At 57.7% G+C, this 14,815-nt stretch carries 10 protein-coding genes and 3 pseudogenes; 11 read left to right on the forward strand and 2 right to left on the reverse strand.

Annotation, left to right across the window (positions count from 1 at the left end):
* Both AAC083_RS03220 and AAC083_RS03225 read right to left on the reverse strand, forming a co-directional pair.
* Positions 1-571, reverse strand: a pseudogene (locus AAC083_RS03220) (ISAs1 family transposase); the annotation flags it as partial.
* A pseudogene (locus AAC083_RS03225) lies at positions 537-933 on the reverse strand (IS1 family transposase); the annotation flags it as partial. The pseudogenes AAC083_RS03225 and AAC083_RS03220, both read right to left, overlap by 35 nt.
* A gap of 254 nt (positions 934-1,187) precedes the next feature.
* Here AAC083_RS03225 and AAC083_RS03230 point away from each other — a divergent pair.
* From AAC083_RS03230 to tssH, 11 genes and pseudogenes are all read left to right on the forward strand, one after another.
* Positions 1,188-2,453 (forward strand): annotated as a pseudogene (locus AAC083_RS03230) (tetratricopeptide repeat protein); the annotation flags it as partial.
* Positions 2,454-3,159: 706 nt separating this feature from the next.
* On the forward strand, positions 3,160-3,663 hold the full coding sequence (tssB, locus tag AAC083_RS03235) for a type VI secretion system contractile sheath small subunit (protein WP_005310687.1): 504 nt from the start codon (positions 3,160-3,162) through the stop codon (positions 3,661-3,663).
* Between the two features lie 38 nt (positions 3,664-3,701).
* The gene (tssC, locus tag AAC083_RS03240; protein WP_108537988.1) at positions 3,702-5,180 is read left to right on the forward strand and encodes a type VI secretion system contractile sheath large subunit; all 1,479 of its coding nucleotides are present in this window, start codon (positions 3,702-3,704) and stop codon (positions 5,178-5,180) included.
* Between the two features lie 6 nt (positions 5,181-5,186).
* Complete coding sequence (gene tssE, locus AAC083_RS03245) at positions 5,187-5,618, forward strand: type VI secretion system baseplate subunit TssE (RefSeq protein ID WP_042869811.1); 432 nt, start codon at positions 5,187-5,189, stop codon at positions 5,616-5,618.
* Between the two features lie 3 nt (positions 5,619-5,621).
* Positions 5,622-7,388, forward strand: a complete 1,767-nt coding sequence (gene tssF / locus AAC083_RS03250; RefSeq protein WP_108537989.1) for a type VI secretion system baseplate subunit TssF — start codon at positions 5,622-5,624, stop codon at positions 7,386-7,388.
* The gene (tssG, locus tag AAC083_RS03255; RefSeq protein WP_042036282.1) at positions 7,352-8,350 is read left to right on the forward strand and encodes a type VI secretion system baseplate subunit TssG; all 999 of its coding nucleotides are present in this window, start codon (positions 7,352-7,354) and stop codon (positions 8,348-8,350) included. Before tssF ends, tssG begins: the two co-directional genes overlap by 37 nt.
* A gap of 40 nt (positions 8,351-8,390) precedes the next feature.
* Positions 8,391-9,632, forward strand: coding sequence for a type VI secretion system-associated FHA domain protein TagH (gene tagH / locus AAC083_RS03260; protein ID WP_108537990.1), 1,242 nt, complete (start codon positions 8,391-8,393; stop codon positions 9,630-9,632).
* Positions 9,629-10,144, forward strand: coding sequence for a type VI secretion system lipoprotein TssJ (gene tssJ / locus AAC083_RS03265; protein WP_042036279.1), 516 nt, complete (start codon positions 9,629-9,631; stop codon positions 10,142-10,144). The genes tagH and tssJ overlap by 4 nt, the downstream gene beginning before the upstream one ends.
* Positions 10,145-10,146: 2 nt before the next feature.
* Positions 10,147-11,481, forward strand: a complete 1,335-nt coding sequence (gene tssK, locus AAC083_RS03270; RefSeq protein WP_108537991.1) for a type VI secretion system baseplate subunit TssK — start codon at positions 10,147-10,149, stop codon at positions 11,479-11,481.
* A 22-nt stretch (positions 11,482-11,503) separates the two neighbouring features.
* Complete coding sequence (gene icmH, locus AAC083_RS03275; RefSeq protein WP_181364890.1) at positions 11,504-12,283, forward strand: type IVB secretion system protein IcmH/DotU; 780 nt, start codon at positions 11,504-11,506, stop codon at positions 12,281-12,283.
* Positions 12,284-12,304: 21 nt separating this feature from the next.
* The coding region (gene tssH / locus AAC083_RS03280) for a type VI secretion system ATPase TssH (RefSeq protein WP_108537992.1) at positions 12,305-14,815 on the forward strand (2,511 nt) is incomplete at its 3' end.

Raw genomic sequence — 14,815 nt, forward strand, 5'->3', positions numbered from 1 at the left:
TGGGCTGGTTGCCTTTGACGGCCAACAAGTAATCGCCACTTTGCTGGAGGGTGGTCTCTGTTTGGCACCCCATCGCATCGATGGATACCAGGCAGCCTTTGATGTCGAGCAACGCCAACAAGTCGGGAATGGCGGTGATTTCATTGGACTTGGCGTCGGTTTTTATCTGTCCGAGCACCAGCTTATTGGTGGCGGCATAGGCGCTTACCATGTGAATGGTCGACGTTCGATCTTCACGGTTATAGAAACTGCTCAGGGTTTTGCCATCGATAGCGACCAATGCGCCATCGGTGTGCTGGTTGATGGCTTGAGTCCAACGTACGAACGCGGCCTGAAACGGCTCTGGTTTGATACCGGAGATGATCCTGGCGATGGTGTCATGGACAGGAATACCATTTTTAAACAGCCCCCTGGATTGAAACCAAGGAAGATGAACCTCACCGAAATCTTCAATATCTTCCCAGCCGTCTGCACCGCCGATCACAGCGCAGACGGTGAGAAACAGGACATCCTAGAAGGGATAATAAATCTTGCCCTGCCACCAGGCTTGGCAACCGACGGCATGTATTATCGCTGCGCGGACCAAAGGTGTAGGTAACAACGCGTTTTCTTTTATGCCGATGATTTTTGTTGCCTACATAAGCCCATTGCTCATCGAGTTCACAGATAAGCCCCACCTCATCCAACACAACTGTTTCGGTAGTTACTTTCCTTGGCGCGAGTTTTTAAGGCACGCAGGATGATATTAATGCCAATGTTGAGGGCGCGAGCGGTGTGACGGATACCGGGGCCGTTGAACGCCATCTCGACAATTTTCTCTTTAACGCTGGGTTTACTGAAAGCATGGCAACAATAGCGAAGGTGACCGGCAGGGGGCTTATCGTGGCGATATACGCGGTCGAAGTGGCAACACGGGCAGTGAACGATGATGATGTCATGAAGAACCGAGTCTCAAAAGTATCACCATACCTTATCAACCGATCCGAGGTATCAAAGATTATTTAAATTAGCATGAAACTCAAACCGCTCTGAAATTCTGTGAAAGTTAATATATTTAATGAAATGGCGATGGGCATGCTATGAGTAAATCTGGATTTTTAAAGGTTATAGCTGGTTGGTTGTGGTGTGTATTTAATATATCTGGTTGCTCCTCACTATTATCTTCACAAGATGATCAATAAATACATCAAGCCGCCCAGCAAGGTCAGGGGAAGGCGCAATATGAATTGGCTAACCGTTTGGCGGCCAAGCTCGATTATCCCGAGGCGATGCGCTGGATGAAACAGGCCGCCGAACAAACAGGGCCTTGGCAGCGGATGCCGATATGCGGGGAAAAGCGGCACTGCAGGTAGGACGCTGCTATCAGGTGGGCTTGGGTGAGCCGAAGAGTCCGCAATTGGCCGAGCGCTGATGGCAACGCTCGGCCAAGTTAGGCAACCGTGAAGCCAGTTATCAGTGGGGGAAAAATTGTCAACAGCAGCACAAGGGCAAGCTGGTAAGCGAGTGCCTCGACTGGTTCGAGCCGGCTGCCAAACGGGACTATGTCGACGCGCAACTGATCCTGGGGCAGTGGTATGCCAAGCAGCCTGGATACCATCAAATGGTTGGAGAAAGCCGCCGGGCAAGGACATCGCGACGCGCAATATCAGTTGGGATTGCGCTATGAGCAGGGGAAGGGGGTAAGCAAACGTAGCGATGTGGCGCTGCGTTGGTTTGAGAAGGCTGCGGCCCAGCAGCAACCGGAGTGCGCTGTTGATACTGGCACGTAAGGCTGCCCCTGAGGAGGCGTTCAGTTTCTATCAGCGGGCTGCCAATGTAGGGTCTGCACCAGCTCAACTCTGGTTGGGGCAGGCTTATCTGGCAGGAGAAAAGGTCGCTCAGGATCTTGCCTTGGGTCGTTATTGGCTGGCGCTGGCTGCTGGCAATGGTTCTCATGAAGCCGAATATCAGCTGAGCCTGCAACAGAGCGATGCTGCGGCGCAAGCGTATTGGTTGATGCGTGCAGCAGAGGGCGGTTTTAGCCAGGCTCAGTTTGCATTGGCTGAATGGCTACAAGAGCGCGGGGATCTCGCTGCCGCTCGCCTGCGTTTTTACAGGCGGCGGCGCAGGGCAATGTCGATGCTCACTACGCCTATGGTGAGATGCTGGGGCTGGGCGGCAAAGAGGATTATGCGCAAGCTCTCAAGCATTCTCGATTGGCTGCCAACGCCCATCATAGATCGGCCCAGTATCGCATGGGGGTGATGCGTGAGCAGGGATTGGGGGTACCGCGCAATAGACTGCATGCTTATGCATGGTGCCTGCTCGCTGCGACGGATGGTAATAATGATGCGACCAAGGCTCGTGATGAGCTGGAAAAAGGCATGACAGAGAAGGAAAAGAGTGCAGGTCAGAAGCTGGCTCAGCACTGGTTCGTGACACTTGCTCAAGGGAAGAGATTGGAGAATTATTGAGTTTGGTGTAAAAACAGTTATTGAGTTAATTGTAACAAATGGGTTTTGCGTGATGGAAAAATGCCATTATGGCATAATAAATTATATATAAAATGGTTGTTGTCAACGTTTTTTAAACAATCTAAGGTTCGTTAGTTTCTTCATTATTCAATATAATGAAGGGATTTTTTCACTATGTAATGTATTGTTACGCATCTTCTACTGTTGGCAATTCTGGTTCTACCGTTAGTGTGTGAGTGACAAGAGTAAATGATAATGAAATGCTCTTAGAGGATGTCTTGATTCAGCTTTAAGCGTACTTTATAGAACATGTAATTATTGGACTCGCTTGAGGTTTTCTTTTTGGTAACTCATTGGTTTTGTTTATTTTTATTTTTATGCGTTATTTTTTCATATATCCTTAATTAAGGGTTAATTGACTTGGCATAATCCCATCATATACCATACGGCGCAAATGGCTCTTAGGCCAATCTGACCTCTAACATAGAGTAGAGGCATGACAGGGTTGTATGGATAACAAGCGGTATATTGTGTTTTTGATTATTAGAGCTTTTGCTTGAGTCTGTCAAAAATGCATCGTCGGCTGATGTTTCTCCTATCTATGACTATAGGTGGTTCGGTCAACTGTAATTTTTTACAGTTGCTGGTGAGGGCATTGGCTATAAGCTTTAGGGTCTTGGTTGACCCTTAACTTGGTATTTAGAGCATGGGAAAAGGAATTGACGGCGCGACTGTTGCGCCCAAAGAACGTATCAATATCAAATATGTGCCGGCGACCGGTGGTCAGCAAGCTGAGATAGAGCTTCCGTTGACCATGATGGTGGTTGGTAATATGAAGGGACGTACTGAGGAAACGCCTATCGAGGAGCGTCAGACAGTCTCTATCGACAAGAATAATTTTTCTTCCGTCATGAAAGAATCGGCACTGGAGCTGAAGTTTTCCGTTCCCAACCGCCTGGAGGAGAACAGCCAGGACGAAATGCCGGTTTCGATCAAGATCCAGTCTCTGGAAGACTTCACCCCTGACAGTGTGGCCCAGCAAGTACCCGAGCTGCGCAAGCTGCTGGAACTGCGCGAGGCGCTGGTTGCCCTGAAGGGACCATTGGGAAATATCCCCTCCTTCCGCAATCGTTTGCAGGATCTGCTGTCCAGTGATGAGGCTCGTGAGCAACTGCTCAAGGAGCTGGATTTGATTAAGCCTGCCGAGTGATCGGCTGGTTGGATTGATTGACGAGAAAGGAAAAAAACATGTCTTTGGTCGAAGAACAGGTTCAAGCGGGGGCGAGTGCCGCCCCTTCGTCCTTGCTGGACGAAATCATGGCACAGGCTCGTATCACCCCGGTCGATGAAGGCTACAGTGTCGCGAAGCAAGGCGTTGCCGCCTTGATCGCAAACATTCTGGATAGCGGCACCACCAGCGATCCGGTCAACAAGGCGCTGGTAGACAGCATGATTGTTGAGCTCGACAAGAAGCTCAGCAAACAGATGGACGTCATCCTGCACGCCAAAGAGCTGCAGGAACTTGAGTCATCCTGGCGTTCACTCAAGTTGCTGGTGGATCGCACCGATTTTCGTGAAAACATCAAGATCCAGGTCCTGCATGCGACCAAGGAAGAGTTGCTGGAAGATTTCGAATTCTCACCAGAGATCACCCAGTCCGGCCTCTACAAGCATGTTTACTCTACAGGTTATGGCCAGTTTGGCGGCCAACCTGTGGGTGCAGTGATAGGTGATTATGCTTTCACTCACAGTTCACCCGATATCAAGCTGATGCAGTATGTCAGTGCCGTCGGTGCCATGGCCCATGCCCCTTTCATCTCCTCGGTTGCACCTGCTTTCTTCGGCGTTGACAGCTTTACCGATCTGCCGTCCATCAAGGACCTCAAATCGGTCTTCGAAGGCCCGTCCTACACCAAGTGGCGTTCACTGCGTGAGTCGGAGGATGCCCGCTATCTGGGGCTGACAGCGCCGCGTTTCCTGGCCCGCCTGCCGTACGATCCGAACGAGAACCCCATCAAGGGCTTCAACTATCAGGAAGACATCAGCTCGGATCACGACCACTACCTGTGGGGCAACACCGCCTACCTGATGGGCACTTCCCTGACCGACAGCTTCGCCAAGTACCGCTGGTGCCCGAACATCATAGGTCCGCAGAGCGGTGGTGCCATCCACGATCTGCCGGTACATGTGTATGAGGCCATGGGTCAGCTGCAAGCCAAGATCCCGACTGAGGTCCTCATCACCGACCGTCGCGAATACGAACTGTCCGAAGAGGGGTTCATCACCCTGACCATGCGCAAAGACAGTGACAATGCGGCCTTCTTCTCTGCCAACTCGGTGCAAAAGCCCAAGGTGTTCCCGAACACCAAGGAAGGCAAAGAAGCTGAAACCAACTACAAGCTGGGCACCCAGCTGCCCTACATGTTCATCATCAATCGCCTGGCACACTACATCAAAGTGTTGCAGCGCGAGCAGATCGGCTCCTGGAAGGAGCGCCAGGATCTGGAGCGTGAACTGAATGGCTGGATCAAGCAGTTCGTTGCCGATCAAGAGAACCCGCCGGCAGACGTGCGTAGCCGTCGCCCTCTGCGTGCCGCTCAGATCAAGGTGCTGGACGTGGAAGGGGAGCCGGGTTGGTACCAGGTTGCCATGGCTGTGCGTCCGCACTTCAAGTACATGGGGGCCAGCTTCGAGCTGTCTCTGGTAGGTCGACTGGACAAGGAATAATGCCCGATGCCGTATCTCTCTTCATGGGATAGAGGAAATGCGGCCAGTTTGTTTGATCGTATCCGGGGGGAGGGGCTTGGCTCTTCCCCCCATTCGGAAGTTGATGAGTTGGTCGATTCTGTCAAGCGGCAGCTCGACCAAATTCTCAACACTCGTCCCGGTAATTGCCGCAGTGCGCCTGAGTTGGGTGTCATCGATCTCAATGACGCTACTCAGGGCAGTGCGGATATCAAGGGGCGGATCCGTGAGGCGATCCGGCAATGCATCCGTCGTTATGAACCTCGGATCATTCATGTGGATGTCCGTTCACCCGACCATCAGGCGAGCCCGCTTGAGATGTCATTTCAGGTGACGGCCCACGTGAGGCTGGAGCATATCGAGCAGGTTACCTCGTTCAACGTCCATATGGACAGTCACCGTCACTACCGCATGGTCTGATCAATGTCGCTGGAACATTACTTCAGGGATGAGTTAGCATTTTTGCGCCTGCAAGGGCGCGAATTTGCCGATGCCTATCCCGAACTCACCCGTTTTCTGTCGGAGCAAAATAGCGACCCGGATGTGGAACGCCTGCTGGAAGGCTTTGCGTTTCTCACGGGTAACCTGCGCGCCAAGATCGAGGATGAGTTCCCCGAGCTGACCCATGGTCTGCTCAATATGCTCTGGCCCAACTATCTGCGTCCCGTACCCAGTATGACCATCATGCAGTTTTCGGTCATTCCGGGGGCCATCGCCCAACCGGCGCTGGTCAGGCAGGGTTGCCAGCTCGACAGCCTGCCCATCGATGAGGTGACCTGTCATTTTCAGACCTGTCACGATACCTGGGTCTATCCGGCAGATATCCATCATATTTCGGCGCAAAGTGGCAACGATCTCTCCACTATCTCGCTGGATATCGCCCTGCATGCTCCCTTGCCATTGAGTGAACTGCAGCTGGACAAGCTGCGCTTTTTCCTCGGTGGCGACAGTTATACCGCCTATGAGCTCTACTTCTGGCTCTCCAACCAGCTCTCCCACATAGAGCTGGAGGTCGATGGCAAGCGCTTTCGCCAGGAGGCCAAAGCGTTGAAGTCGGTCGGCTTCGAGCGCGACGATGCACTCTTGCCTTACCCGAACAACGTCTATTCCGGCTACCGGATCCTGCAGGAATACTTCTGCTTTCCGGAGAGCTTCCTCTTCTTCGAACTCTCGGGTGGCGAGTGGCCCCAACAGCCGCTGCCGGTGAGCGAGTTCAAGATCCACTTCTGCTTCGATCGGCCCCTGCCGGCGGAGCTCAAGATCCGCCCTGACTCTTTCATGCTCAACTGCGTGCCGGCCATCAACCTGTTTCAGCACGACAGTGAGCCGGTCAATCTCAACGGACGTCAGGCGGAGTATCCCCTCAAGGCGAGCTATCGCCATGCCGACAGTTTCGAGATCTTCTCGGTGGATCAGGTTGAAGGGTGGGTCGAGGGCAATCTGGGCCGCTCCCGCGGTACGCCGCGTATCTATCAGCCGTTCGAAAGTTTTCAGCACCAGATTGAACGTGCCAAGCACAGGCTGGCGCTCTATTACCGGGTGCGGGTCAGGGAGTCGGTCAGCGGCGATGGTTTCGAGCACAGCCTTTCGTTCGTGCGGGGTGATGAAACCACCACCATCGATCTGGATGAATCCATTTCTGTCACGCTCACCTGCACCAATCGCTCCCGCGCCGCTCGTCTCAAGGTCGGCAGCATCTGCGTGCCGACCGGCAGCTCGCCCTCGTTTGCCACCTTTCGCAACCTGATCAGGCCGACCCGGCCGCTGCGCCCGGCACTCGATGGCAGCCTGCACTGGACCCTCATTTCCAACCTGTCGCTTAACTATGTCTCCCTGCTGCGCCGGGATGCCCTGGTGCAGGTGCTGCGTACCTATGACTTTCCTGCGTTGTATGACAAGCAGGCGGAGCAGGCGTCACGCAAGCGGCTGGCGGGGATCGAGGAGATTGAAACCACCCCGGTCGACCGTCTGGTGCGGGGCATGCCGGTGCGTGGACTCAAGTCGGTGCTCTCCATTCGCCAGTCCGCTTTTGGCAGCGAAGGGGAGCTCTACCTGTTCAGCACAGTACTGGCGCACTTCTTCTCGCTGTACGCCAGCGTCAACGCTTTCCACCTGCTTGAGGTGGTCAATCTCGACAACAAGGAGCGCTATCAATGGCCAGTCCAGATCGGTCAGCACTCCCTGATGTGACGTCCACCAGGGACGCGCCTCGCTTCAACTTCTTCCAGCTGGTTGAGCTGCTCAACCGGCTGGACGGTGCCGATCAGGAGCGCGGCCTTGACCATCTGCCGAGTGACGAGAACATCCGCTTCAAGGCGACCGCCTCTCTGGGCTTTCCCACCAGCGACGTGTTGCAGATAGGTAGAGATGGCAAGGGGCGCCACGAGCTGGAGGTAGCCTTCCTCGGCCTGCATGGCAGCCAGTCTCCCATGCCGGGCTATTACCTCGACTCACTGGCGTGGGAGTACGCCCAGGGGGAGCAGAAGCTGGGTCTGTTTCTGGACTTCTTTCATCACCGCCTGCTGACCCTGCTGCACCGGATCTGGCGCAAGTATCGCTATCACGTGCGCTTTCAGGACAACGGCGAAGATGGCTTCTCCCGCCTGATGTTTGCCCTGGTGGGGCTGGGTAACGAGGCGGTCTGCCAGAGCCTGCCAGTCAACCGCGCCAAGATGCTCTCTTACGCGGGCATGCTGGCCAGTCCCAGTCGCTCCCCCGAGGTGGTAGCCGGTCTGGTGGCACACTGTTTCGATCTGGCGGATGTGGAGGTGAGTGCCTGGCAGTGGCGCAAGGTGCCCATCCAGCAAGATCAGCAAAACCGGCTGGGCGGTGCTTGCGCCACCCTGGGGAGCGACTTTGTCATCGGCGACAAGGTGAACGACTGCGCCGGCAAGTTTTTATTGAAGATCAACAACCTGAGTTTTGGCCAGTTTCTCGGGTTTCTCCCGAACGGGGAGCACTTTCACGCCCTGGTGACCTTTGTCTCCTTCATCCTGCGCGACCAATTGGCCTGGGATCTGCGACTCGGTTTCGGCCAGGAGCAGGCCCGGGGGTTGCGATTGGGGGAGGAACAGAGTGCGCGCCTGGGCTGGAGTACCTTTCTTGGTCAACCGCCGAGTGACCCGTTCGTGACTATCTGTGTACAGGAATAAGCGCAGGAAATTCAGTGTCGGAATCAGTGCAGGAGTGAATGTGGACGACTTTAACCAGCAACTTTCCCTGGTGGTGCTCAACAGCGAGCAGCTCGACGGCAGCCAGCAGGTGCAGTATCGCTTCGACGAGATGGGGGGCACCCTGGGCGCCTCCGAGCAGGACGACTGGCAACTGAAAGACAGGTTGGGGGCCGTCATGTCGGCTCACGCCAGAGTCGAGCTCAACGATGGTCGCTTCTGTCTGTGTGATCTGAGCGGTCAGACCTATATCAACGGTGCGACCTCGCCCATAGGACGGGCCCGCAAGGTGCATCTCGAACAGGGTGACGAACTGATCATCGGCCCGTTCCGGATGCGGGCTTATCTGGGGGCCATCTCCCCCGAGCAGAGCCTGCAACAGGTGCTGGGCAACCGCCCCTCCGAGCAGCTCGATGAGTGGCTGACCAGCGATGAGCACGGCGCTCGGACCATGGCCGATCCGCTCACCCTCGCCGTCGATCCCTTGCTGGCGTTGCAGCAGGAGCGCGCGGCGCCGTCCCCGTTGGCGGACGCCCGCCTGCAGGCACCACTACGTTCACAACCGGATATGGACGCCGTATCCCTTGCCCCTTTTTCTGCTGTCGAGAACACCATGAACCAAGAATTTCTGGATATGCCCACCATAGAGAATCACCCCGACTACCACCCTTCGCTGGATGGGGTGGATCACGTGGCACTGACCCCCTTGATGCGCGGCCTGGGTCAATCCCTGCAGCTGCAAGATACCCAGCAGGCTCACGACATGCTCGAAGAGATGGGCAAAACGGTGCGTGCCATGGTGGAGGGGCTGCTGCAGTTGCAAACCGATCAGGCGGCGCTGGCGGATAGGCACCTGCGCCCCATCGAGGACAACCCGCTGCGCCTCGGGCTCGACTATGACGAGACCCTGGCGGTGATGTTCGCCGAGCAGAAGAGCCCGGTTCATCTGACAGCGCCGGCGGCGGTGGCCGAGAGCCTGCGCAATGTGCGCATTCATCACGTCGCAAACCAGCAGGCCATAGGCGCGGCCCTTGACAGCATATTACAGGCGTTTTCACCAGAGGCGCTGCTCGGGCGGTTCGAACACTACCGCCGTACCGGTGCTCCTGGTGTGGCCGATGAAGGCTGGGCCTGGAACATGTATCAGCACTACTACCGTGAGTTGACCTCTGCCCGTCAGCAGGGGTTCGACAAGCTGTTCCATCAGGTCTATGCCCAGGCATATGACCAGGCCGTGCGTCAGCAACAGGGACTGATTGGATGATACGTGCGCTGATGCTGGGGGCCTGTCTGCTGGCCCTGGCCGGGTGTACCACCATGGGCAAGATGGCCGACGTGGCCATGGATCCGGATATCCAGGTGGGCAGCAATGGTGACCAGCCCTCTACCCTGGGGCTGAGCCTGCTGGCGGAGCCCGACGTCAACCCCAACGAGAGCGGGGAGGCGGCGCCCATCGAGTTTCAGGTGGTGGTGCTGGCGGAAGATTCCAAGCTGCTCGCCACCGACTATGACCAGGTGACGGCGGATGTAGAGAAGGCCCTTGGCAAAAACTACCTGGATCATCAGGACTACACCCTGCTGCCCGGCCAGTTCAAATACCTGCCCCCCGTCAAGCTTGACGAAAAGACCCGTTACATCGGCGTGATTGCACGCTACGCCGATCCGGACAGCGCCGAGTGGCGCAAGGTCATCAAGGTCAAGAGCAAGGGAACGGCCTATCACATCCTGGTGCACCTGCGCCTGGATGAAGTGGAACTACAAAAAGAAGAAGAATAACCATGTCGAGTCGAAATCGGGTTATCTGGCGTGAAGGGCTCTTTATCAAGCCCCAGCACTTCCAGCAACAACAAAGACATTCAGAATATGCGCTGCACGCTCGCCTGAGCGCGCTGTCTGACTATTTCTACGGGCTGCAGTCGCTCGCCATCAACGAGGATTATCTCGGTTTTGGCCGCATTGCCCTGGTGGGCGCCACAGGCATACTGCCGGACGGTACCGTCTTCAACATCCCGAACGACGATGTGCTGCCGACGCCGCTGGAGATCACCGACGCCTCGGTGGCCAACCAGAAGGTCTATCTGGCGCTGCCGCTTTCGGTGAGCGGGGTCAACGAGGTCAATCAGGGCGGCCAGGTGGCCACCCGCTTGCAGGCCCATCGCCACGACGTGCGCGACCTGCACAGCGAGGGGGGGGATGTGGTTTCTCTGGAAGTGGGGCGCGTCAGCATGCGGCTGATGCTGGAGCGGGAAGATCGCAGCGCCTATGCCTCGCTCGCCATCGCCCGCATTCTGGACAAGCGGCCCGACGGCGGTTTGGTGCTGGATCCCAACTTCATGCCCTGCAGCATCAGCGTCTCCGCCATCCCGACCCTCAAACGCTTCCTCGGCGAGTCGGCGGGCCTCGTGGCCGAGCGGGCCCGCAGCCTCTCCCAGCGTATCGCTGCCCCCGGCCAGCAGGGGGTCGCCGATGTGGCCGAGTTCATGATGTTGCAGCTGCTCAACCGCGCTCAGCCCCAGCTCTCTCATCTGTCACGCCTTGGCACCTTGCATCCCGAGCGGTTGCACGAGGCGCTGGTACAGATCTGTGGCGAGTTGATGACCTTTACCGATGAATCCCGTCTGCCGCCCGAGTTTGCGGCCTACCGTCACGACGATCAGCAGGTGAGCTTCGAACCTGTGATGCTGGCTCTGCGTCAGGCCCTCAGTACCGTACTGTCGCCGCGCGCCGTCTCCATCCAGCTGCGCAAGCATCAGTACGGCGTCATGGTGGCCATGGTCAACGAGAGCGAGCTGATGCAGAGCGCCGACTTCGTGCTGGCGGTGCGAGCCCGCATGCCGCAGGAGCAGTTGCGCAAGCAGCTGTTGCAGCAGACCAAGGTGGCGCCGAGCGACAAGATCCGCGAGCTCATCAGTCTGCAGTTGCCCGGTATCCCGCTGCTGCCGCTGCCGGTGGCACCGCGCCAGTTGCCCTATCACGCCGGTTACAGCTACTTCCAGCTCGACAGGCAGAGCCCTGCCTGGCAGATGCTGGCGGTCAGTAACACGCTCGCCTTCCACATTGCCGGTGATTTCCCCGAGCTCGACATGCAGCTCTGGGCTATTCGCAGCCAGTGATCGCATCAAGGAATAAGCAGAGATGACCACGGACATTATCAAGAACGAGCAACTCAGCGATCTGCTGTTCGATCATGCCGAGCAGCTGGACATGGATTCGGACTACTGGTTCCGCCTGCGGGGCCAGAGCATCAACCCCATGATAGATGCGGTGACCCCCTTGCTGGGGCTGGTGCAGCGGGTACGCCTGCTGTCGCGTTACGACAGGGTGCCCGACCTCTATCAGCGGGTGGTGACCGAGATCCAGACCATCGAACAGGAGCTGATGGCTCAGGGTTACGAGAACGGCGTCGTCCTCTCGTTTCGCTACATCCTCTGCACCTTCATTGACGAGGCCGTGATGGGCCGCGACTGGGGCAGCCAGAGCGAATGGTCTGAGCACTCATTGCTGACGCGCTTTCACAACGAGACCTGGGGCGGCGAGAAGGTGTTCGTGCTGCTCACCCGTCTGCAGGAAGATCCGGTGCGTTACCGCGACATCCTGGAGTTCATCTACCTGTGTCTGTGCCTCGGTTTCGAAGGGCGCTACAAGGTGATGAGCCAGGGCCGTGACGAGTTCGAGCGTATCGTCAAACAGCTGCACAAGCTGCTTGCCCCCGAGGCCAGCGGTGAGGCCCCCAGCGTGTTCCACCTCGACCTCGGCCAGCAGGCGTCCCGCTACCAGCTGCGCAAACAGATTTCCCTGCGCAGCCTGTTCATGGGCGGGGCCCTGATCCTGGCCATCATCTTTGGTCTTTATCACCACCAACTCAATAACCAGACCCAGGACGTACTGCGTCAACTGGGCGAATTATTAAAATAATTATTCTGAGGAGAGCATGCTTTGATTCGTATAGAGCTACCGGTACTGGTGGAAAGACTCAACCCCATCTGCCGTCACATGTTGGAGGAGGCCGCGGCCCTCTGCGTCAACCATCAGGGGGCCGAGATCCGCATCGAGCACCTGCTGCTGAAGATGCTGGATACCCCGCTCAGCGATGTGCGCCAGATCCTCAAGCGGGCCGAGGTGGAGGTCGAAGAACTCAGAACCCTGCTGCAACCCTCGGCCGCCGATAACGGCTATGGTCAGGGTTATCCCTCCTTCTCGCCGCTCTTGGTGGAGTGGCTGCAAGATAGCTGGCTGCTGGCCTCTGCCGAGTTGCAACACGCCCAGCTTCGCAGCGGCGTCATGTTGCTGGTGCTGTTGATGACCCCGCAGCGCTACCTGCCGGGGTCGGTGACCCGGCTCTTGGCCAACGTCAATCGCGAGCTGCTGCGTCAGCAGTTCGATGAGTGGGTGAAAGAGTCTGCCGAAACGCAAGTGACCGTCTCCGCCAGCGGCGCTGCTACCCAGGCTGCCCTGCCAGCCGATGCCAGCCTGCTGGCTCGCTTCACCGTCAACGTCACCGAACAGGCCCGCCAGGGTAGTCTGGATCCCGTGCTCTGCCGGGATCACGAGATCGATCTGATGATCGACATCCTGTCCCGTCGTCGCAAAAACAACCCCATCGTTGTGGGGGAGGCGGGCGTCGGTAAAAGTGCCCTTATCGAGGGGCTGGCCCTGCGCATCGTCGCGGGTCAGGTGCCGGAAAAATTGCGCGATGTGGAGCTGATGACGCTGGATCTTGGCGCCATGCAGGCGGGCGCCTCGGTCAAGGGGGAGTTCGAGAAGCGCTTCAAGGGGGTGATGCAGGAGGTCAAGGATGCGGTGCGTCCTGTCATCCTCTTTATCGATGAGGCCCACACCCTGATCGGGGCGGGCAATCAGGCCGGTGGTCTGGATGTCTCCAACCTCATCAAGCCAGCGCTGGCACGGGGTGAGCTGCGCACCATCGCCGCCACCACCTGGGGCGAGTACAAGAAATACGTGGAAAAAGATGCCGCCCTGTCGCGCCGCTTCCAGCTGGTGAAAGTGGGTGAGCCCAATGCCGAGGAGGCTACCGTGATCCTGCGCGGCCTGCGCAGCATCTACGAGAAGGCCCATGGGGTGCTGATCGATGAGGAGGCGCTGCAAGCCGCCGCCCAGCTCTCTGCCCGCTACATCTCCGGTCGTCAGCTGCCGGACAAGGCGATCGACGTGCTCGATACCGCCTGTGCCCGGGTGGCCATCAACCTGACCACGCCGCCGCGCGCCGTCAGCCACCTGCAAAACGCGTTGCGCCAGCGTGAGCTGGAGATCCGCCAACTGGAGCGCCAGAGCCTGATAGGTCTGGGTGACAACGATGAGCGGCTCGCCGAACTGCAAACCGCCCAGCAGACCTGCCGTGACACCCTGCGTGAGCAGGAGGCCCAGTGGCAACAGCAGCAGGGGCTGGTGCATCAGATTGTCGAGCTGCGTGCCGCGCTGCTGGCCGATCAGCAGGATGAGCTGTTGACCAGAGAGGCGCTGGATCTCGCCGATGTCCCGCTGGATCCACAAGCCGCCGCTGACCAGCTGGCGGCCCTCGAGCGCGAGCTGACTGCCCTGCAGCAGGGCGAGGTGCTGGTCTCAGCCCATGTCGACAAGACCCAAGTGGCTTCCGTGATCGCCGAATGGACAGGTGTGCCGCTCAACCGCATCTCGCAAGGGGAGCTTGACGTGGTGACCCGGTTGCCCGAGTACCTCGGGGATCTCATTAAAGGACAGGATGTGGCGGTGGCGCATCTGCACAAACACCTGCTGACCGCCCGCGCCGATTTGCGTCGTCCGGGTCGTCCGCTGGGCGCTTTCCTGCTGGTGGGGCCAAGCGGGGTCGGCAAGACCGAAACTGTGTTGCAGATTGCCGAGCTGATGTTTGGCGGTCGCCAGTACCTGACCACCATCAACATGTCCGAGTATCAGGAGAAGCACACAGTCTCCCGTCTTATCGGTTCGCCTCCCGGCTATGTCGGCTTTGGCGAGGGGGGCGTGCTGACCGAGGCCATTCGTCAGAAACCCTATTCGGTGGTGCTGCTGGACGAGGTGGAGAAGGCCCATCCGGATGTGCTCAATCTCTTCTATCAGGCGTTCGACAAGGGCGAGCTGGCCGATGGGGAAGGGCGCATCATCGACTGCAAGAACGTGGTCTTCTTCCTCACCTCCAACCTCGGCTTCCAGACCATAGTCGATTACGCCGAGCAGCCCGACGCGCTGCTGGATGCGCTCTATCCGGAGCTGGCCGCCTTCTTCAAACCTGCCCTGCTGGCACGGATGGAGGTGATCCCCTACCTGCCGCTGGGCCACGATACCCTGGTGCAGATTGTGGGTGGCAAGCTCAACCGGCTGGTCAAGCTGCTCAAGGAACGTTTCGGTGCCGAGGTGGTGCTGGAGGAGGAGGTTGCCGAGGAGATACTGCGCCGTGCCAATCGCAGCGAGAACGGCGCCCGGATGCTGGAG

The sequence above is a fragment of the Aeromonas sp. HMWF014 genome (assembly GCF_963878295.1).
In the GTDB taxonomy this organism is placed as follows: Bacteria; Pseudomonadota; Gammaproteobacteria; order Enterobacterales; family Aeromonadaceae; genus Aeromonas; species Aeromonas popoffii.